This window comes from Rhodocaloribacter litoris (assembly GCF_011682235.2).
Taxonomy (GTDB): Bacteria; Bacteroidota; Rhodothermia; order Rhodothermales; family ISCAR-4553; genus Rhodocaloribacter; species Rhodocaloribacter litoris.
Map to the genome: position 1 here is coordinate 358,132 of NZ_CP076718.1, position 17,517 is coordinate 375,648.

Below are 17,517 nucleotides of genomic sequence, written 5' to 3' on the forward strand. Positions count from 1 at the left end.
GGCACCTCCCGCACCATCCGGCCCGGCACCCTTTCCCCGCGCCCCGCTCCCTCAACACAAAGCTCACGAACCCATCGGGGAAACCCCTACATCCTCCCCTCTCCTTCCCCGTTAGCTTGGCACCGGCTCTTTATAGAGATTGGGGAGGTGTGGAGGGGTGGACAAAACCCCGCGCTTTCAAGCCGGGGATAAGGCGATGGTACATCGCCCCTGGAGCCCCTCCGCTTCCCGTGAGGGAGTTCTCCGCCGTCTGTAGACGGCGGCACGACCGAAGGGGAACCTTACGCACATAATAGGGGTGCGTGTAACTATGCCCGAGGTGATACGAACATATCGTTACCGCGCCTACCCCAATGCCGAGCAAAGGGACAACCTTGCCCGAACGTTCGGCTGTGCCCGCTGGGTATACAACTGGGGGCTGGAGCGTAGAACCAACGCCTACCACGGCGAGGGCAAAAGCCTCACCTACAACAGCCTCGCCGTCGAACTGACGCAGATTAAGAAGCAGGAAGAAACACGGTGGCTCGGCGAGGTATCCAGCGTCGTACTTCAGCAATCGCTTCGCAACCTCGCGGCGTGTACGCGCCGCGAACGTGCCTTCACGAACTTCTTCGAGGGTCGGAGCGGCTACCCCTCCTTCAAGCGCAAACGTGGAACGCAGTCGGCGACCTACGCCAGCAGCGCCTTCCGCTTCGACCCCGAAGCGATGACGCTCACGCTGGCGAAGCAGAAGACGCCGCTCAAGATCCGATGGAGCCGGAAGCCGGAGGGCGAGGTCGTCAAGGTGACGGTGACGCTCGATCCGTCTGGAAGATACCACGTCTGCCTGCACTGCCGTTGCGAGGTAGAGCCGCTGCCGTCCGCCGATCCGGGCGGAAAGACAGGCAAGAGCGTCGGCGTCGATCTCGGGCTCAATGACGTGGTTGTGACCTCTGACGGTTTCCGCAGCGGCAACCCCAGGCACCTCCGCAGAGCGTATCGCCGTCTGCGTCGGGCGCAGAAAGCTCTCAGCCGGAAGCAGAAAGGGAGCAACAACTGGGAAAAGCAGCGCCGAAAAGTGGCGAAGCTCCACACCCGCATTGCCGATCAGCGAAACGACTTCATCCACAAGCTCACGACCGATCTCGTCAAGAACCACGACGTGATCGCTGTCGAGAGCCTTGCGGTGAAGAATATGCTGAAGAATCGCACCCTTGCTCGCTCCATATCGGGGGCGAGTTGGGGCGAGATCGTACGTCAGCTCGAATACAAGTGCGCGTGGTACGGGCGTACGCTCATCAAGGTAGATCGCTGGTTTCCAAGCAGTAAACGCTGTAGCGCGTGCGGGCACATCCGGGCCGAAATGCCGCTCGCCGTGCGCCGCTGGACCTGCGAGGAATGCAGTACCGAACACGACCGCGACGAGAACGCGGCGAAGAACATTCTGGCGGTCGGAGCGACCGTGGCAGCCTGTGGAGATCTGAGTAAGACCAGAGCAGCAGGCGATGTATGATCGCCTATTCAGTTGCATGGCATCGGTCGATGAAGCAGGAATCTCCCGCTTTCAAGCGGGGGAGGCTCAACCATTCCGCAAGATCATCATGAAAATCCTTTCCGCAGAGGAAGCCGTCTCCGTCGTCGCGTCGGGTCACCGGGTGTTCGTTCACACCGCGGCGGCCGCACCGCAACGGCTCGTAGCGGCGCTGGCGGAGCGGGCCCGCTCGCTCCGGGACGTGGAAGTGATCCACCTGCACACCGAAGGACCGGCGCCGTACGCCGCGCCTGCATACGCCGGCCGTGTCTTCACGAACGCCCTCTTCATCGGCGCCAACGTCCGGGCGGCCGTGGCCGAGGGCTGTGCCGACTACGTGCCCGTCTTCCTGAGCGAGGTGCCGGCCCTGTTCCGGCGCGGCATCCTGCCGCTCGACGTGGCGCTGGTGCAGGTCTCCCCGCCGGATCGCCACGGTTTCTGCTCGCTGGGCGTCTCCGTCGACGCCTCCCGGGCAGCCGTGGAAACGGCGCGGTTCGTCGTGGCCCAGGTCAACCCGAACATGCCGCGCACGCACGGGGACGGCATCGTACACGTGGACGACATCGACTTCGCCGTCGAAGTGGACGACCCGCTGCCCGAGCACGCACCGGCGCCGCTGACCGAGATCGAGCGGGCCATCGGGCGGCACTGCGCGGCGCTCGTCGAAGACGGCGCGACGCTCCAGATGGGTATCGGCGCCATCCCGGATGCCGTCCTGGCCGCCCTCGGCAACCACCGGGACCTGGGGGTCCACACCGAGATGTTCTCGGACGGCGTCATCGATCTCGTCGAAAAGGGGGTGATCACCAACGCCCGCAAGACCCGGCACCCGGGCAAGATCGTCAGCAGCTTCCTGATCGGCACGCGGCGCCTCTACGACTTCGTGGACGACAACCCGCAGGTGGCCATGCTCGACGTGGCCTACGTCAACGACACGGCCGTCATCCGCCGCAATCCGAAGGTGACGGCCATCAACAGCGCCATCGAGGTGGACCTGACGGGCCAGGTCTGCGCCGACTCCATCGGCACGCGCCTCTACTCGGGAGTCGGCGGGCAGATGGACTTCATCCGGGGCGCCTCCCTCTCCGAAGGCGGCAAGCCCATCATTGCCCTGCCCTCCACGACGAAAAACGGCATCTCACGCATCGTGCCGTACCTGAAGCAGGGGGCCGGCGTCGTCACGACACGGGCGCACGTGCACTACGTGGTGACGGAATACGGGGTGGCCAACCTGTACGGCAAGAACCTGCGGCAGCGGGCCCGTGCGCTCATCGAGATCGCCCATCCGGACCACCGCGAGGCGCTCGAAAGGGAGGCCTTCCACCGCCTCAAGAACCTGCACTGGTGCGGGGAGCCCCCGCCGGCCCGGGACGCCTGAGCCCTGCTCTACGAAACGCCCGTGCATGGGATCGGTGGTCGGAGGCCTGGACCAGCCGTAGCGTGCACGTTGTATTCGCAGAAACGGTATGACACGATGCTTGCCCTGCGCCGGCGCCCCCTCACCGGGCCGGCAACAGCCCGCCGGCGCGGAACAGGCGGGCGGGGGTCAACAGGTAGGCCGTCTCGCCCCGGAAGGCCACGTCGACGAGGGGCGCCCCGAGGTGCACGTCGATCACCCGTTCGAGCCGGCCGCTCGCGTCGTAGACGAGCAGGCGTTCGGGCAAGACGATCACGACCCGCTCCCCGGCGGTTGTGACGGCCCGCACGTCGCGGGCGCGGCCTTCGGCGAGCATCCGCACGAAGCCGCCGAACGGATCGTAGACGACCACCGCGGCCCGCGCGCGGTCGGCCACATACAGGCTGCGGGCGTCTGCGGCCAGGGCCACCGGTTCGAGGAGCAACCCCGGCTCCTGATCTCCGATGAGGCGGACGAAGCGGCGGTTGCGGTCCCATTGCACGACGACCTTGCGCCGTGCATCGACCGCAAAGAGTTCCTGCGCCTCCGAGGTGACGACGGCGACGGGCCGCCCGGCGGCCCGGTCGGTCACCTCGCTGTCGCGGGCCAGGAACGAGGACGAGGCGGTGCGGCCGGCGGTGCCCTCGTCGCCCACGGGAATGGATTCGAGCAGGAGAAAGTCGCGTGAGAAGCGCTGGAGGCGTCCGTTGCCGGCGTCGGCGACGACCAGGATGAGCCCGTTCGTCGGGTCGATGTCGGCGGGTTCGTCGAAGCGTCCTTCGCCGGTGCCGGGGCCGCCGAGTGCCGCCAGCAGGCGCCCGCCGGCGTCGAGCCGCAGCACCGCGCCCTGCCCGGCGTCGGCGACGTAGAGCAGCCCGGTGGGGTCGATCGCCAGGGCCCGCGCGTCCTCGAAGCGGGCCAGCTCGACGGCCGCCGTGACGGTCGTGTCGGCCGGCTGGGCCCATCCGGAGGCGGGCCCCGCCAGCAGGACGAGCGCAAGGATGCGATACATGGCGGCGAGGGTCAGTCAAGCTGAAGGGGAACGGGCTCGACGGCGGCTCCGGCGGGCACCCCGGCACCGAGGCGACCGGGGCGGGACTGCCGGTGGAACCGCCACGAGAGCAGCGCCGCGGCGGCGGCCAGGCCGAGCACCAGCCCCCACCAGAGCCCGGCCGCACCGAAACCGGCCGGAAAACCGAGGACGTAGCTGCTCGTCACGCCGATCAGCCAGTAGGCGAGCATGCCGATGAGCAGGGGCACCCGGGTGTCCTTCAGCCCGCGCAGGGCCCCGATGGCCGACACCTGCACCCCGTCGAAGACCTGAAAGACCGCGGCGATACCCAGCAGGGAGACGGCCAGGCGTATCACCTCGGCGTTGGCCGGGTCGTCGAGATCCAGGTAGAGCGAGACGACGGCCCGGGGGGCCGTCCAGAAGACGAGCGCCGCGCCCAGCATGAAAAGCGCGGCCAGGCCGACGGCCACGACGCCGGCCCGGCGCACCCCGCCGGCATCGCCGCGCCCGGCCGCCTGTCCCACCCGGACCGACGCCGCCATGCCGATCCCCAGCGGCACCATGAACGTGAAGGCGGCACACTGGATCGCCACCTGGTGGGCCGCCAGCGCAGCCGGCGAGATCCAGCCCATCATCATCACCGCCATCATGAACAGGCTCATCTCGACGCCCATCGACGCCCCGATGGGCCAGCCGATGCGAAAGAGCTCCCGAAAGTACTGCCCGTCCGGCCGGCCGATCCGTTCAAAGAGGCGAAACACCCGGAAGTCGTGCCGCCTCACGGTATAGCCCAGCAGGAGCAGGAACATCATCCAGTAGACGAAGGTGCTGGCCCATCCCGTCCCGACGAGCCCGAGGGCCGGGAAGCCGAGCTTGCCGAACATGAGCACGTAGTTGGCCGCCACGTTCAGCCCCACCCCGGCGAAGGCGATGACCGTCACCGGGCGGGGCCGGGAGACGCCCTCGATGAAGCTCCGGAGCACCACAAACCAGAGAAACGGCAGAAACCCCCAGGCGATAGCCCGCAGGTAGCGCTGCGCCCGTTCGGCCGTGGCGGCGTCCTGCCCGGCCAGGAGCAGCACCGGGCCGATGTGCCACAACAGCACGGTTGCCGGTACGGCCAGGACGAGTCCCAGCCACAGCCCCTGGCGTACGCTCCGGCCGATGGGCTCGTACGTCCCGGCGCCGTAGGCCTGGGACACCATGGGCCCGACGGCCATCGTCACGCCCATGCAGACGATCAGAAACATGAAGAAGACGGCATTGCCCAGCGCCACGCCGGCCAGCGCCGCCGGCCCCAGGCGCCCCACCATCACGGTGTCGATGAAGCCCATCGAGATCTGCGCCAGCTGCGTCAGGACCACCGGCAACGCCAGCGTCACGGTCTGTCGCACCTCGTCCCGGTAGTGCCGAGCCTGCAACGTCATCCTGTAATCTCCTCCGAAAGGGAAAGACAGGGCCTGCGAGCAAAGAGAAAACGTATACGGAAGGCGGCTCGTTGCGTTCTGTCCCGGCCCGGTTTTCGCCGGATGTTGACAGGCCGTTCGGGCACCCCATTCCGGCCGGTTCGTTCTCCGGGAAAACCCGCGTCGATGCCCGGCGTTTTGTAAGTTTGTGCGTATGGCATCTTCCTCCCGCATAGCCCCCCGCCCCTCCGTCGCCGGTGCACCGGTGGACCTGCTCGACCTCTCCGTCATCATCGTCAACTACAACGTACGGGAGTTCCTCGAACAGGCTCTCCGCTCGGTCATGCGGGCCGGCGCCGGCCTGCGGATGGAGGTCTTCGTGGTGGACAACAACTCGGTGGACGGCTCCGTGGAGATGGTCCGCCGGGCCTTCCCGGAGGTGCACCTGATCGCCAACGACGAGAACGTCGGCTTCGGGCGGGCGAACAACCAGGCCATCCGGATGGCCCGGGGGCGTTATCTGCTCATTCTGAATCCGGACACCATTGTGCAGGAGGACACGCTGGTGACGCTCCTGCGTTTCATGGAAGCCCATCCGGAGGCCGGCGCCGTCGGTTGCCGCATCCTCAACCCCGACGGCACGTTCGCGCCGGAGAGCCGCCGCGCCTTTCCCACCCCGGCCGTGGCGTTCTACCGGATGACCGGCCTGAGCCGGCTCTTCCCGCGCAGCCGCCGCTTCGGGCGCTACAACATGACGTACCTGCCCGAAGATCAGGTGGCCGAGGTGGACGCCCTCAGCGGCTCGTGCATGCTCGTACGCCACGCCGCCCTGTACTACGCCCGGCAAGCCCGGGAAGCCGCCGGAAGGGACCGGATGCCGGCACCCCGCCCGGAGAACGGCAACCCGAAATGCGAGCACGGGGCCGGCCTTTTCGATGAGGACTTCTTCATGTACGGCGAAGACCTCGACTGGTGCTTCCGGATCCAGCAGGCCGGATGGAAGATCTACTACACCCCGGAGACGCAGATCATCCATTACAAGGGAGAGTGCACGAAGCGGGGCGAACTGCGCTACGTGCGGCACTTCTACGGCGCGATGATCCTGTTCACCCGAAAACATTTTCAGGACCGGTATTCGCGCCTGTTTGCGGCCGTGCTGCAGGCCGGCATCATGCTGCGCGCCGCGTTGACGGTGCTGGCCGATGGCGTGCGACGCCTGGCCGCCCCGCTGCTCGACTTTGCCCTGGTGTTCGCCCTGGTGACGCTGCTCGGCTACCTTCGCGCGGCCCAGCTCGGCACCGGCCTGGCCCCCCTGTTCTTCGCGTCGGTGGCGCCCGGCTATGCCCTTGGCACCGTGGCAGGCATAGCCCTGGCCGGCGGCTACCGCTGGCACCGGCGGCGGCGCCTGCGCCCGGTGCTGGCCGGTGCCACGCTGGGGCTGCTCCTGGTGTCGGCCGCCTCCTTCTTCGTCAAAGAGATCGCCTTCTCGCGCATGGTCGTCCTGGCCGGTTACCCGCTGGTGGTGGCCGTGCTGTCGGCCCGGCGGCTGCTGCGGCGGGACCGTCCGGGCCTGCGCCGTGCGGTGCTCGTGGGGCGGGCCACCGAGGCGAACCGGCTTCAGCGCATGCTGGCCGGCCATCCGAGCCCGCCGTTCGAGCTGGCCGGCTACGTGCCGCCCGACGACGCGGGGGACGACGCGCCGGCGGGCGCCCCGCCCCGCCTCGGCACCCTGCGCCAGCTGCGCGACCTGATCCGCCTCCGCCGCCTGGACGACGTCGTCTTCGCCGAGGAGGGGCTCTCCCACCGCACCATCTTCACCCTGATGCAACAGCTGCGCGACCTGCCCGTGCAGTTCCGCATGCTCGCACCGGGCCGGGAGCACCTCATCGGCAAAGCCTCCATCGACGACCTCTCGACGCCGATCGTCGAGGCGGACCAGGTGCTGCGCATGCCCCGTACGCGGGCGGCCCGCCGGGCATTCGAGATTCCCGTCGCGCTGCTCGGGCTGCTCGTGCATCCGTTCCTCCGGCTGGCAGCCCGGCTCGCCGGGCCGGACTCGGCCCCCGCCCGCCTGGCCGGGCGCACCCGGCTACTGCCCGCCGTCCTCACCGGGCGCCGGGCACTCATCGGCTACCGCCCCGAAAACGGCTATCGCCCGCCCCGGGCCTGGGGCCTTTCCCCCGCCGTCTTCGACATCACCGAAACGCTCCGCACCCCCCGGCCGAGTCGCCGGGAACGGAACCACGCCTTCTGGTTTTACGTGAGCCATCAGTCCGCCTCCCTCGACTGGGACATCCTGCTGCGCACCCTCCGCCACCTGTGCCGCCCCCACCGCCACCCCTGAACGGTCACCGTCTTACCCACCGACCCTGCACGTTCCCATGCCCAAGCCATCCTCCCAGTACCTGCTCGAGTTCGAGAAGCCGCTCTACGAGCTGGAAGAGAAGCTCAACGAGATGCGCGCCTTCAACGCCGCCGAGGCCGACGTGGACCTCTCCGCCGAGATCGCGGAGCTGGAGGCCCGGGTAGCCGAACTCCGCACGTCGATCTACCGCAACCTGACGCGCTGGCAGCGGGTGCAGATCGCCCGGCACCCGTTGCGGCCCTACACGCTCGACTACATCGAAGCCCTCACCGACGGCTTCGTCGAACTGCACGGGGACCGGCTCTTCGGCGACGACCCGGCCATCGTCGGCGGCTTCGGCACCTTCCTCGGCAAGCGCTTCGGCTACCGGGACCGCACCGTCCTCGTCGTCGGCCACCAGAAAGGGCGCGATACGAAGAGCCGCAAGTACCGCCGCTTCGGCATGCCCAACCCCGAAGGGTACCGCAAGGCGCTCCGGCTGATGCGCCTGGCGGCCAAGTTCGGCAAGCCCATCGTGTGCCTGCTGGACACGCCCGGGGCTTTCCCCGGCATCGAAGCCGAAGAGCGCGGGCAGGCCGAAGCCATCGCCCGCAACCTCTTCGAGATGGCCCGCCTGCCCGTCCCCATCGTCGTCGTCGTCATCGGCGAGGGCGCCTCGGGCGGAGCCCTCGGCATCGGCGTCGGGGACCGCATCCTGATGCTCGAGAACGCCTGGTACTCGGTCATCTCGCCCGAGAGCTGCTCCTCGATCCTGTGGCGCTCGTGGGACTACAAAGAGGAAGCCGCCCGCGCCCTCAAACTCACCGCCTCGGACCTCATGGCCGTCGGCCTCATCGACCAGATCGTGCCCGAACCCGTCGGAGGCGCCCATCACGATCCCGAGACCACCTTCCGAAACACCGGCGAAGCCATCGCCCGCGCCCTCGGCGAACTGGAGCCGATCCCTCCGGCCGACCTGCTCGACGCCCGCCTGGCCAAGTTCGACGCCATGGGCCGCTTCGAAGAAGCCCCGCCCCCCCAGATCCAGGCCGAGCCAACCTGAACCGGCCTTCCGGCACACGAAAAGCGAACGCAGCCCCATCCCGCTTCCTCGTCTCCATGCTCGTCCACCGATACCGTCACCGGGTCCGCTACCGCGAGTGCGACCCGATGGGCCTCGTCTACCACACCCACTACCTCGACTACTTCGAAGCGGCACGGACGGAGGCGCTGCGCGAGATGGGACTCGCCTACCGCGAACTCGAAGCAGCCGGCATCGTCATGCCCGTGGTAGAACTGGCCGTGCAGTACCGGGCCCCGGCCCGCTACGACGACCTGCTGGAGATCACCTCGCGCTTTGCCGGCGGCGTGCCCCGCGTGCGCGTCCGCATCGACTATGAGGTGCGCCGGGCCGGCGAGCCGGACCTGCTCGTGACCGGTCACGTCACACTCTGTTTCTTCGATACCGCGCGGCAACGCCCCGTGCCGGCCCCGGCCGCCGTCACCGAAGTCTTCGCACGGGCCCTAGCCGCCACCGGAATCGCCCCCTGACCCGCCCGCCGGCCTGAACCCCTGAAAACAGGCGGGGCCGCACACCACCGGATACCCGGCCGTATGCGGCCCCCTCCGCTTCGAAGGGACTTCCCCCGGAAACGGTCCTCTATGTCAATGGGTGGAGCCTCTCAACCCCACCTCTTGGTTTCCGGTTACACCGCCCCCGGATCTTCTTCCATCCGGTGGACGGTCTCACGGAGTTTCCGGTCCAGGTCAGCCAGGTCTTCCGCCACTTCGTCGCGGAGCGTTTCGAACTCCTGGCGCGTTGCATGCGAGAGCCGGGCCACCTTTTCTTCCAGGTCAGCCTGCGCTTCCCGCAGGTCGGCCAGACGATCACGGTAGGCTTCGGAGGCGGCCTCCGCCTGGCCTTCGAGCCGGCTCTCCAGCCGCGCAATCCGCTGGTCCAGGTCGCGCACGTATTCCTCCGCGGCCTGCAGGAAGGCTTCCCGTTCCGTATGGGCCATCAGGCGAGCCCGCTCCAGCTCGGTTTCCAGCTCGATCAGCCGTCTTTCCATCGTGTCGCGCGTCGCCGCCAGCTCTTCGGCGGAGTGATCCGCGAGGGTATCCAGCTGGCGGGCCAGTTCCTCACGCTCTTCACGCAGGGACGCGACCGTCTCCCGGAGTTCTCCGGCTGCGGCCTCACCGGCCGCATCGACACGGGCCGAAAGCTCCTGAAGGTGCCGGTCCACTTCTTGCAGTTCACGCTCGAAGTCTTCCTGGAAGGCCGCCACCTCCTGTGCGACGTCGTTCCGGGTTTCAGCCATTTCGATCTCCTGTTGCTCCGTACACCCGACAAGCCCCAGGAACAGGCCTATCGAGCCTACGAGCAGCAAGGTTTTCATATGCATAAACATGGCGGTTCATAAAGTTTGTTTTGGGAAAGGGTGGATCAGACCACACGTCTCCTGAACAACAGCGAGACGACAAAAAGGATGAGGAAGATGAAAAAGAGAATCTTCGCGATACCGGCGGCTGCTCCGGCAATACCGCCGAATCCCAGGACGGCCGCCACCAGTGCGACGATGAGGAAAATGATTGCGAGACGTAACATGGCGCTGTCGGGGTTTTATGCGTGTCAAAGAGTCAAAAGGGCAGGTGCTGCGTCGCCTCGTTCAGACGCGACGCTTGAGTTCCTCCGCGATCTGGTCGATCCGGCGCCGGATCTCGCTTCGCTCCTCACCGGTTTTCTCCTGGATGTACCCCTCCAGCTGATCCATCCGCCCTTCGAAGCGGTCCAGATCATCATCGGTAAGGTCACCCCAGGTCTCTTTGATCTTGCCCACGAACTGCTTCCAGTTACCTTTCAGGGCCTGCATTTTCGGGTTTTCCATGGTTGTTCTCCGCTTGGTGTGTGTGTGTTGTGGTCAGGGAACAGAGGGGTTCTCTATTCCGGGGTACCGGTGAAATCCGGCACGGGCCGGGCGCCGGCTTCGGCCGGGCTGGTGGCCACGCCGTGCGCACGGATATCTCGGATCAGCCATTCCATCTCCTTGATCTCGCGTCGCTGCGCCCGGATGATCTCGTCAGCCAGCCGCCGGACCCGCGGGTCCTGAATGCGGGCTCGCTCGCTGGTAAGGATGGCGATCGAATGGTGGGGGATCATGCCTTCCATGAAGTCGACATCGTCCACGGTCGCCTGGCTCCGGACGAGCCCCAGCGCCGTGACGGCCAGCAGGAGGGCCCCGGCCACGAGGGCGATGTTGAGCCCCCGGTGCCTGTACATGGAAAGCATGAAGGCGAGCATGATCACCGTCATGGCCGAACCCATGATGAGCGTCATGAACAGGCGCGTTTCGCTGAACCAGAAGTGGTCCACGATCTGGTAGGAATTCAGATACATGAGGAAGTACATGGCCACCATGGCGGTTGCGATCATGGCCAGGAACCGCCCATATGAACCACTTCCATGATCCGGCGGCAAATTCCTGTCGAAAGCATCAGGCATGTCTGGTCAGGGTTTGATTTCTATTTTCCGGGCTGGCGGCGGGTCCGGGCAACACGCCGGGCGCACGAGCGGTCACCCGGTCGGGGTGCCGGACGGGCTGCTCCCGCAGCCACGCGATCTTCTGCTCGAGCCGGTGCAGGTGCTCCAGCAGCCGGAGACGGGTGTGAACCTCGATGGCCGCCCGGCCGGCACCGGAGAGGCGTTGCCGGAGGGTGTCACAGTGCGCATGCAGGCTCGCCAGCTGCGCCTGCAGCTCCGGGTCAACCGCCTGCCCGTGCGCCCGGGCGGCCACCAGGCGATCCACGAGGCGGTGGGCTGCGTCGAGATGGGTCTCGATGCGTTGAGCCAGCGGAACCGGCTCCGAAGCAGGCCGGCCGTTGCGTCCCACGGTTCCTGCCAGGAACAGCAGGCCCAGGATGCCGGCGGAGGAAAGAATCGCGCGCATGAGCATGGATAAGAGCTTGTTTCTGAATCCAAACTAGCACAGTGGGAAGAACGAGCCTGTAAGCACACCGAGACGTATCCCGTAAGAGAAACCCAAGACTGAACGCAAGACAATTCTTACACAGCAACGCGGCAAGCCGTCCCCGGGGCACCCGACCTCAAAAGGGTTTGATACCGGGAAAAAAAGAGGCCCGGCCTGCTTCGTGGGGCCGGGCCCGAAGGTGCGTGGAGTTGCCGGAACGGCCGGCCGCAACACGGCGGCCTGCAAGACGCGTTGCAACCCCTCAATCGAAAAAGAAACGGAAGCCCACCCCGCCCCCGATGTCTCCATCCGTGGCCGGGGTCACCGCCAGCCGCGGCGTGATTTGCCCGTAGATCTCGAAGCGATCGATCAGGAAACCCAGGCCGAGCCGGCCGCTCAACCCGGCGACCGTCTCGTCGTCCCGATCCCGTGGGCGGTCGCGAAAACCGATGAAGACACCGGGACCGTAGTAGAGATGAACCTGTTCACGGCGATCCAGATGATGCTCATAGAGCCCGTGAACATTGAAAAAGAAGAAATCGTCGAGATCCCACGCGGCGAGAAAGTCATAAGACATCGCGCGCGGGCGGTAGACCATGAGGGACACCCCGCTGGGTTCGCCGATCTGGGCCCCCAGTCCCACCGCACCGGCACGCCGCTGTCCCCGGGCATCCGCCGGCCACAACGCCAGCGCGGTCACGGTCAGGAAGAACAGGACGGCGAGCAACTGCCCGCGCGAGCGCAATGCGAGAAAAACACCTCGATATGTCATGGTAATTCCCTGTTGATGGCTGATGAAAACGGACAGACATCACCTCCCCGCAGGTCGGTGCATCGTGCCCGAAAGGTAAAACCATGAAGCTCCTGATTTCCGTAGGCACAGATCGGATACGTCTTTCGGAATAGCGCGGCTCTGCACGTCGGGTAATGCCGGGCATCGTTGTAGGAAAAAGCCTACGCGAGGAGACGAGCGAGAGGCCCTGAATGCCCGACGTGCAGTATGGCAATGGGCCGGGCGACGGATGGAAGACCGGCCCGAACGAGAACCGGCACGCCCTTCCGGCACCACGGCCCTTTCTCATGCCGGCGGCCGGAACGCGGTGTCCCTACGTTTGAGAAGAGGACATCTGGCGGAGCACCTCGCTCACCCGTTCAAACTCGGTGGACTTGTCGAAAAAATAACTGGCTCCGGCTTTCATACAGGCCCTCTGATAGAAAGGGTTGGCATGATTGGTCAGCATGATGACCTGCGTCGCCGGCAGGGTGGCCTTGATGTCGCGGAGGGCCCGTATTCCGCTTCCGTCCGGCATGTGGATGTCGAGGATCACGACGTCGGGGCGAAGGGCCTGGATCGTATCGATCGTCGAGGCCACGGTATCCGTCTCGGCCACGACGTCCACATGGTCCAGCTCCGCGAGGAGGTGAATCAGGCGCCTGCGCACGTGCTCCGAATCATCGCTGACCACCACTTTGAGTTGCTGCTTCTCCACCAGATCCACGGGCGCTTCCATGTTCAAAAAGGGCCTGTATGTAACACATGATACGAACGCAGGGGATAGTGATTCCGTAGGAATACCGGACGTCCCTTTGCAGGAATCATCCTACACGGGCCCGGGCCCTCAATGTGCCGTCTCCATCACCTGCTGGCGATAGGCTTCGGAGGCAAAGAGGGCGACCTCGACGCGGCGGTTCTGCTGTCGCCCCTCCGCGGTCTCATTCGAGGCCACCGGCAACGTCTCGCCATGCCCGACCGTGGTGATGCGGTTCGGGTCGATGCCGCGGCCGATGAGGTAAGCGGCGGCGGCGCGGGCCCGGCGCTCGGAAAGATCGAGGTTGTAGTCTTCGGGTCCCGTGCTGTCCGTGTGGCCCGCAATCAGCACGTCCGTCTGAGGATACTTATGCAGGCTTTCGGCGAGCTCGTCCAGGTTGCGGCGTGCCTGCTCGGAAAGGACGGCCGAGTCCACGTCGAAAAGGATGGCTGCATCGAACGTGATCACGATCCCTTCACCGATGCGTTCCACGTTCGCGTTTTCGAGCTCTTTTTCCAGTTCTTCGGCCTGTTTGTCCATCTGCCGGCCGATGATGGCCCCGGCGACCCCTCCGACCGCCGCTCCGATGACGGCGCCCTCGGCCGTCTTGTCCTGGGTCTTGCCGATGACCCCGCCTACGACCGCCCCGGCTCCCGCGCCAATGGCGGCGCCTTTACCGGTGCTGGAGCATCCGGCCGTTCCCACGACCATCCACGACAAGAGCAGGGGAAGCAACAGGCTCGCGAAAAGAGAGACAAGCGTTTTCATGGCGTATTTCCAGAGCATTCAGACTGTTTGTACGTACAGGTTTTCGTTGCATCCGGTCAACCGGATCCCCCTCCGGGCCGGTGGGCCAGGCTTTCCCGGTCCGGCATCGCCGCACCGGCCACAAAGTGCTCCACCTGGGCCTGGATGAAGGGCAGGGCGGCGTTCAGGTGTCCATAGTGCCCGTTGGTGCGGGCGTCCAGCAGCAGGGGCGCTCCGGCGGCCGGGAGTACCAGCGCGAGCGTCCCCTGCACCGGTTCGCCGCCGGGCGACCGCCCGACGTAACGCACCCGATAGGCCAGGTACTCCGCCAGACGGGATACCGGGAGTCTCCGGAACGAGGATCGCCGGAGCGTTTCGTCCTGCTCCAGCCACCGGATCAGGCGGGCAAAGAGGGCATCGCGCCGGGCGACGGGGTCGGTGGCCCCGGGCACGTCCTCCTGCCACCGCCGGATCACCACCTCGATGGTGGTGTGCCCTCCCGGCGCCGTCAGCACGTGACGCACCCCGTCCCGGGCAGGCAGCGCCTGCCGGCTCCATGCCGGCGCCACCGAAACGGGCGCTTCAGCCTCCGGCCTCGCGGTGGCCTCCAAGGGACGCCCCGGAAGCCAGACTTCCGCCACGACGATGGACACGCCCAGCAGCACCAGCAGCGCCACGAAAAGCAGGCGACGACGCCCGCGCAACACGACAAAGGACGACACGTGCATCTCCATGACGCTCAGGACTGTTTTCGAATACCATAGATGACGAAACCGGCCCCGCTCACCAGGGCGATCACGCCCAGCACGGGATAAAACGGGATGGTTTCCCTTTGCTCGGCTTCGAGCTCGATGGGGCCTGCATCGACGACCGTCTCGTCTTTCACATAGGTGATGCCTTTAAAGACAAGCATGATGCCCCCGAGCACGATGAGAATAATGCCGATCCACACGGTGCCTTTCATGGTTCCAGAGGATTGGTGGTACAACGGATGGAGGAAAGATGACGGCAGGCTTCAGACGACCGGCCGGCCCCGCACGAGATCCACGATCAACACGATCACGGCCACGACGAGCAGCAGGTGAAGCAGGGCGCCGAGATCAAACACGAAAAATCCCAGCAACCAGCCGACGATGAGGAGTACGAGAATCAGGCGAAGCATCGGGTACCTCACGGATTCAGGTTAACGGAAACGGTCCGGGGCCTGAACAACGGCCCGTTGACGGAAGACAATCTAGCGGCGCTCCAACGCCCACGCTGTAGGCCGGCCCAGGTACCGCCTGTCGGAAAGACCGGGGATCAAACGTCGGACGAGGTACCGCGGTGATGCCGGATTTGTCCTACAGCTTGCACCGGCCTACCGGCCGAGGAAAGCCCCCACGGCCGAAAGCACCCGCACGTTGTCGCAGACGATCTTGATGGAGACGAGCAACGGGACGGCCAGGATGGCCCCGGCCACGCCCCAGATCCATCCCCAGAAGATGATGGAAACCAGGATGGCCACCGGGTTGAGGCGCAGGCGCTGTCCCATGATGGCCGGTGTGATTGCGTACGCCTCGAGGGTGTTCAGGAGCAGATAGGCCAGCGGCGGTGCAAGGGCTTCCCCGAGCGTATCGAAGCTTATCAGGGCCACCAGCCCGATGACGAGGATGCCCACCAGCCCGCCGAGATACGGTACGTAGTTCAGAACACCGGCAAGCACGCCCCAGAGCACGGGGTGGGGCATGCCCAGCAGATACAGCGCCAGGGCCACCGCACCGCCGAGCCCCGCATTGATCAGCGTGACGAGCAGGAAATACCGGGAGAGTTCGTGTTCGATGCGGCGGATGATGACCACGGCATTCCGCTTGTGCCGGAGCTGGGGAAGCGTCGCCACCAGGCGCCGCAGGAAACGGTCGCCCCCGGCCAGGAGGAAGTACGTCAGGAAGAAGAGGACAACCCCGCCGACGAGCCCCTGGAACGTCTGGCTCATGATCGTCTGGAGCAGCGGCGTGCCGGCTACCGGCACTTGTTCCGCGGACGCCCGGGCGCTGCCTCCCTGCGCCAGTTGCTCGACGCTCGCCGTTGCCTCCTCCAGCCGGGCCATTGAGGCATGCAGGGCCCGGAGACGCTCTTCCGCACGCCGGAGTCGCTCCGGCGCTCGTTCGACCCATTCGGAAGCCGGGTCGGCCAGGTGATACACACCCGTGACCGTCAGGCCCAGCAGCAGCAGCATCATGACGGCCGCGCCGACCGGCTCGGGACATCCCAGGCGGCGCAGGGCCGCCACGGCCGGGCTCAACAGGAAGTTGAGCAGCAACGCAATGACCAGGGACATGAAAACCGGCTGTGCCGCATAGCACGCGTAGAAGAACGCCAGCGTGAACAGCCCCAGCGTACTCACGGCCACCACCCCTAGAGGGCCGTGCAGCCGGCGGGTGAGCAAGGTCAGGTCGGGCGGTTCGACCCGGCGTTCCTGCGTGTCTCCCCGCACCGGATCCGGGGAGCCGGCCGCTTCGACCGGCTCCCCGTCACGACGTCCCTGTGCGCTGTAGGAGAGCATGCCGGAAAAGGGAAAAGGGTCATTCACCTGCCGCCTGCTCCGCCTCGCCGACCGGCACCAGGTCCGGCCCGGGCTTCCTCCCGCCCTGTCGCCCGGGCCGGACCCGCAGGGACCCGTACGCCCCGCGCTCCGATCCCCCCGGACGCGACAAACCGGAGCCGGACCACCACCCGAGCACGAGGGTGACCACCCCCACACCGGCCGCCAGCAGCATCAGCCAGACGGCGTGACCCCGAAACACGAAGTTCCGGGTCAGCAGGAAGAGCGCGCTGAGCGTAAGCATCGCGCCAGTCAGCCGCAGCATCCAGGACAGAACCCTGTCCGTGCCCGCCGGTGTATTCGAGGAGCCCATTGCGTTGCCGGGTGCAGGGTTCACGATGCCGCGCTCCGGCGCAGCGCCTCGACCAGCTCGGCCTTGGTCATCTGCGAACGGCCGGGAATGTCACGTTCCTGTGCCATTTCATACAACTCATCCCGCGTACGCATGGCATAAGGGCGCGTATCGGCCTCTTCGGCGCCGGACGTCGCCGGACCGGTTGCGTTCTCCCGCCGGCGAAGCTTATAATACCAGGTGCTGCCGGCAACCCCGATCAGGGCCAGGACACCGGTGGTGACCCCTACCAGCAGGCGCGTCCGCCCGTTTGCAGTGTGCGCCGGCATGATGGCCGCCAGCGAGCGAGGAATCTCCAGACGACCCAGCCGGGAGGAACGGTTCGCGAAAGGAAGGATCCGAGCCAACGTGTGATGCATGATCAGAAACGGTTCTGTTGAACGGAAGGGTTTCGGGGTCCAAATTAGGCCTCGAAGAACCCCGGTGCCGTAGGCGGGCCGGACAATCTGGCGTCAGCCCAGCGACCGGGATGTCGTCAGATCCCTTCCTGCCTGCCTGTCAGCGTTTTCCTACACAGGCCTGCAGGCCGTTCTTACAGAAGAAACAGCTGGAAAAACGTAGTTTTCCCGGCCCATAATTCGCCAGACCACGCCGCTGCTGAAGAATCCCATCGGACCCCGGTGCCCCGAGCGGCGCCCGGACGGGTACGGGCCCCTTCTCCCCTTACCCCGCCGC

Annotated in this window: 21 protein-coding genes; 5 read left to right on the plus strand and 16 right to left on the minus strand. The window is 66.3% G+C overall.

What is annotated here, in order from left to right; genetic code table 11:
• Positions 1-310 precede the first annotated feature (310 nt).
• A complete protein-coding gene (locus tag GQ464_RS01405) occupies positions 311-1,492 on the plus strand; it encodes an RNA-guided endonuclease TnpB family protein (protein ID WP_228350494.1) in 1,182 nt (393 codons plus the stop codon).
• Between the two features lie 88 nt (positions 1,493-1,580).
• Positions 1,581-2,888 carry an acetyl-CoA hydrolase/transferase family protein gene (locus tag GQ464_RS01410; RefSeq protein WP_228350495.1) on the plus strand — a complete coding sequence of 436 codons (1,308 nt, stop codon included), beginning with the start codon at positions 1,581-1,583 and terminating at the stop codon, positions 2,886-2,888.
• Between the two features lie 121 nt (positions 2,889-3,009).
• Here the strand turns inward: GQ464_RS01410 and GQ464_RS01415 are convergent, their stop codons facing one another.
• Both GQ464_RS01415 and GQ464_RS01420 read right to left on the minus strand, forming a co-directional pair.
• Positions 3,010-3,918, minus strand: coding sequence for an NHL repeat-containing protein (locus GQ464_RS01415; protein WP_166976568.1), 909 nt, complete (start codon positions 3,916-3,918; stop codon positions 3,010-3,012).
• Between the two features lie 11 nt (positions 3,919-3,929).
• The gene (locus GQ464_RS01420; RefSeq protein ID WP_228350496.1) at positions 3,930-5,345 is read right to left on the minus strand and encodes an MATE family efflux transporter; all 1,416 of its coding nucleotides are present in this window, start codon (positions 5,343-5,345) and stop codon (positions 3,930-3,932) included.
• Positions 5,346-5,538: 193 nt separating this feature from the next.
• Between GQ464_RS01420 and GQ464_RS01425 the strand changes: the two genes are divergently transcribed.
• Genes GQ464_RS01425 through GQ464_RS01435 form a run of 3 tightly spaced genes read left to right on the plus strand, consistent with a single transcriptional unit; the run spans position 5,539 to position 9,219 of the window.
• Positions 5,539-7,668, plus strand: a complete 2,130-nt coding sequence (locus tag GQ464_RS01425; protein WP_166976570.1) for a glycosyltransferase family 2 protein — start codon at positions 5,539-5,541, stop codon at positions 7,666-7,668.
• Positions 7,669-7,705: 37 nt separating this feature from the next.
• On the plus strand, positions 7,706-8,731 hold the full coding sequence (locus GQ464_RS01430; protein WP_166976571.1) for an acetyl-CoA carboxylase carboxyltransferase subunit alpha: 1,026 nt from the start codon (positions 7,706-7,708) through the stop codon (positions 8,729-8,731).
• Between the two features lie 56 nt (positions 8,732-8,787).
• Positions 8,788-9,219: an acyl-CoA thioesterase gene (locus tag GQ464_RS01435; protein ID WP_166976572.1), complete on the plus strand. Its 432-nt coding sequence runs from the start codon at positions 8,788-8,790 to the stop codon at positions 9,217-9,219.
• Between the two features lie 155 nt (positions 9,220-9,374).
• Here the strand turns inward: GQ464_RS01435 and GQ464_RS01440 are convergent, their stop codons facing one another.
• From GQ464_RS01440 to GQ464_RS18975, 14 genes are all read right to left on the minus strand, one after another.
• Entirely contained in the window at positions 9,375-10,064 is a 690-nt protein-coding gene (locus GQ464_RS01440; RefSeq protein ID WP_166976573.1) for a sll1863 family stress response protein, read from the minus strand.
• Positions 10,065-10,111: 47 nt separating this feature from the next.
• Positions 10,112-10,273, minus strand: a complete 162-nt coding sequence (locus GQ464_RS01445; RefSeq protein ID WP_166976574.1) for a DUF1328 family protein — start codon at positions 10,271-10,273, stop codon at positions 10,112-10,114.
• A 61-nt stretch (positions 10,274-10,334) separates the two neighbouring features.
• A complete protein-coding gene (locus GQ464_RS01450) occupies positions 10,335-10,553 on the minus strand; it encodes a CsbD family protein (RefSeq protein ID WP_166976575.1) in 219 nt (72 codons plus the stop codon).
• A 53-nt stretch (positions 10,554-10,606) separates the two neighbouring features.
• Positions 10,607-11,098 (minus strand): DUF305 domain-containing protein, encoded by a 492-nt coding sequence (locus GQ464_RS01455; protein WP_228350497.1) that lies wholly within the window; start codon positions 11,096-11,098, stop codon positions 10,607-10,609.
• Between the two features lie 61 nt (positions 11,099-11,159).
• Positions 11,160-11,612 carry a hypothetical protein gene (locus tag GQ464_RS01460; RefSeq protein ID WP_228350498.1) on the minus strand — a complete coding sequence of 151 codons (453 nt, stop codon included), beginning with the start codon at positions 11,610-11,612 and terminating at the stop codon, positions 11,160-11,162.
• A gap of 283 nt (positions 11,613-11,895) precedes the next feature.
• Complete coding sequence (locus GQ464_RS01465; protein ID WP_228350499.1) at positions 11,896-12,360, minus strand: hypothetical protein; 465 nt, start codon at positions 12,358-12,360, stop codon at positions 11,896-11,898.
• 379 nt (positions 12,361-12,739) lie between these two features.
• Entirely contained in the window at positions 12,740-13,144 is a 405-nt protein-coding gene (locus tag GQ464_RS01470; protein ID WP_166976579.1) for a response regulator, read from the minus strand.
• A gap of 108 nt (positions 13,145-13,252) precedes the next feature.
• Entirely contained in the window at positions 13,253-13,930 is a 678-nt protein-coding gene (locus GQ464_RS01475; protein WP_166976580.1) for a YiaD family glycine zipper/OmpA-like lipoprotein, read from the minus strand.
• Positions 13,931-13,986: 56 nt separating this feature from the next.
• Entirely contained in the window at positions 13,987-14,643 is a 657-nt protein-coding gene (locus tag GQ464_RS01480; RefSeq protein ID WP_166976581.1) for a hypothetical protein, read from the minus strand.
• A 5-nt stretch (positions 14,644-14,648) separates the two neighbouring features.
• Positions 14,649-14,873, minus strand: a complete 225-nt coding sequence (locus GQ464_RS01485) for a DUF3185 domain-containing protein (protein WP_166976582.1) — start codon at positions 14,871-14,873, stop codon at positions 14,649-14,651.
• 51 nt (positions 14,874-14,924) lie between these two features.
• Complete coding sequence (locus GQ464_RS01490) at positions 14,925-15,071, minus strand: lmo0937 family membrane protein (protein ID WP_166976583.1); 147 nt, start codon at positions 15,069-15,071, stop codon at positions 14,925-14,927.
• 195 nt (positions 15,072-15,266) lie between these two features.
• On the minus strand, positions 15,267-16,451 hold the full coding sequence (locus tag GQ464_RS01495) for an AI-2E family transporter (RefSeq protein ID WP_228350500.1): 1,185 nt from the start codon (positions 16,449-16,451) through the stop codon (positions 15,267-15,269).
• A 19-nt stretch (positions 16,452-16,470) separates the two neighbouring features.
• Positions 16,471-16,734: a hypothetical protein gene (locus GQ464_RS01500; RefSeq protein ID WP_228350501.1), complete on the minus strand. Its 264-nt coding sequence runs from the start codon at positions 16,732-16,734 to the stop codon at positions 16,471-16,473.
• Positions 16,735-16,823: 89 nt separating this feature from the next.
• The gene (locus GQ464_RS18975; protein WP_228350502.1) at positions 16,824-17,201 is read right to left on the minus strand and encodes a Rho termination factor N-terminal domain-containing protein; all 378 of its coding nucleotides are present in this window, start codon (positions 17,199-17,201) and stop codon (positions 16,824-16,826) included.
• Positions 17,202-17,517 lie beyond the last annotated feature (316 nt).

Coding starts and splice junctions, on each gene's coding strand:
- GQ464_RS01430 (WP_166976571.1), top strand. CDS start 7,706: ATGCCCAAGCCATCCTCCCAGTACCTGCTCGAGTTCGAGAAGCCGCTC.
- GQ464_RS01470 (WP_166976579.1), bottom strand. CDS start 13,144: ATGGAAGCGCCCGTGGATCTGGTGGAGAAGCAGCAACTCAAAGTGGTG.
- GQ464_RS01480 (WP_166976581.1), bottom strand. CDS start 14,643: ATGGAGATGCACGTGTCGTCCTTTGTCGTGTTGCGCGGGCGTCGTCGC.
- GQ464_RS01440 (WP_166976573.1), bottom strand. CDS start 10,064: ATGAAAACCTTGCTGCTCGTAGGCTCGATAGGCCTGTTCCTGGGGCTT.
- GQ464_RS01475 (WP_166976580.1), bottom strand. CDS start 13,930: ATGAAAACGCTTGTCTCTCTTTTCGCGAGCCTGTTGCTTCCCCTGCTC.
- GQ464_RS01435 (WP_166976572.1), top strand. CDS start 8,788: ATGCTCGTCCACCGATACCGTCACCGGGTCCGCTACCGCGAGTGCGAC.
- GQ464_RS01495 (WP_228350500.1), bottom strand. CDS start 16,451: ATGCTCTCCTACAGCGCACAGGGACGTCGTGACGGGGAGCCGGTCGAA.
- GQ464_RS01425 (WP_166976570.1), top strand. CDS start 5,539: ATGGCATCTTCCTCCCGCATAGCCCCCCGCCCCTCCGTCGCCGGTGCA.
- GQ464_RS01490 (WP_166976583.1), bottom strand. CDS start 15,071: ATGCTTCGCCTGATTCTCGTACTCCTCATCGTCGGCTGGTTGCTGGGA.
- GQ464_RS01415 (WP_166976568.1), bottom strand. CDS start 3,918: ATGTATCGCATCCTTGCGCTCGTCCTGCTGGCGGGGCCCGCCTCCGGA.
- GQ464_RS01485 (WP_166976582.1), bottom strand. CDS start 14,873: ATGAAAGGCACCGTGTGGATCGGCATTATTCTCATCGTGCTCGGGGGC.
- GQ464_RS01405 (WP_228350494.1), top strand. CDS start 311: ATGCCCGAGGTGATACGAACATATCGTTACCGCGCCTACCCCAATGCC.
- GQ464_RS01460 (WP_228350498.1), bottom strand. CDS start 11,612: ATGCGCGCGATTCTTTCCTCCGCCGGCATCCTGGGCCTGCTGTTCCTG.
- GQ464_RS01445 (WP_166976574.1), bottom strand. CDS start 10,273: ATGTTACGTCTCGCAATCATTTTCCTCATCGTCGCACTGGTGGCGGCC.
- GQ464_RS18975 (WP_228350502.1), bottom strand. CDS start 17,201: ATGCATCACACGTTGGCTCGGATCCTTCCTTTCGCGAACCGTTCCTCC.
- GQ464_RS01450 (WP_166976575.1), bottom strand. CDS start 10,553: ATGGAAAACCCGAAAATGCAGGCCCTGAAAGGTAACTGGAAGCAGTTC.
- GQ464_RS01420 (WP_228350496.1), bottom strand. CDS start 5,345: ATGACGTTGCAGGCTCGGCACTACCGGGACGAGGTGCGACAGACCGTG.
- GQ464_RS01455 (WP_228350497.1), bottom strand. CDS start 11,098: ATGATCGCAACCGCCATGGTGGCCATGTACTTCCTCATGTATCTGAAT.
- GQ464_RS01410 (WP_228350495.1), top strand. CDS start 1,581: ATGAAAATCCTTTCCGCAGAGGAAGCCGTCTCCGTCGTCGCGTCGGGT.
- GQ464_RS01500 (WP_228350501.1), bottom strand. CDS start 16,734: ATGCTTACGCTCAGCGCGCTCTTCCTGCTGACCCGGAACTTCGTGTTT.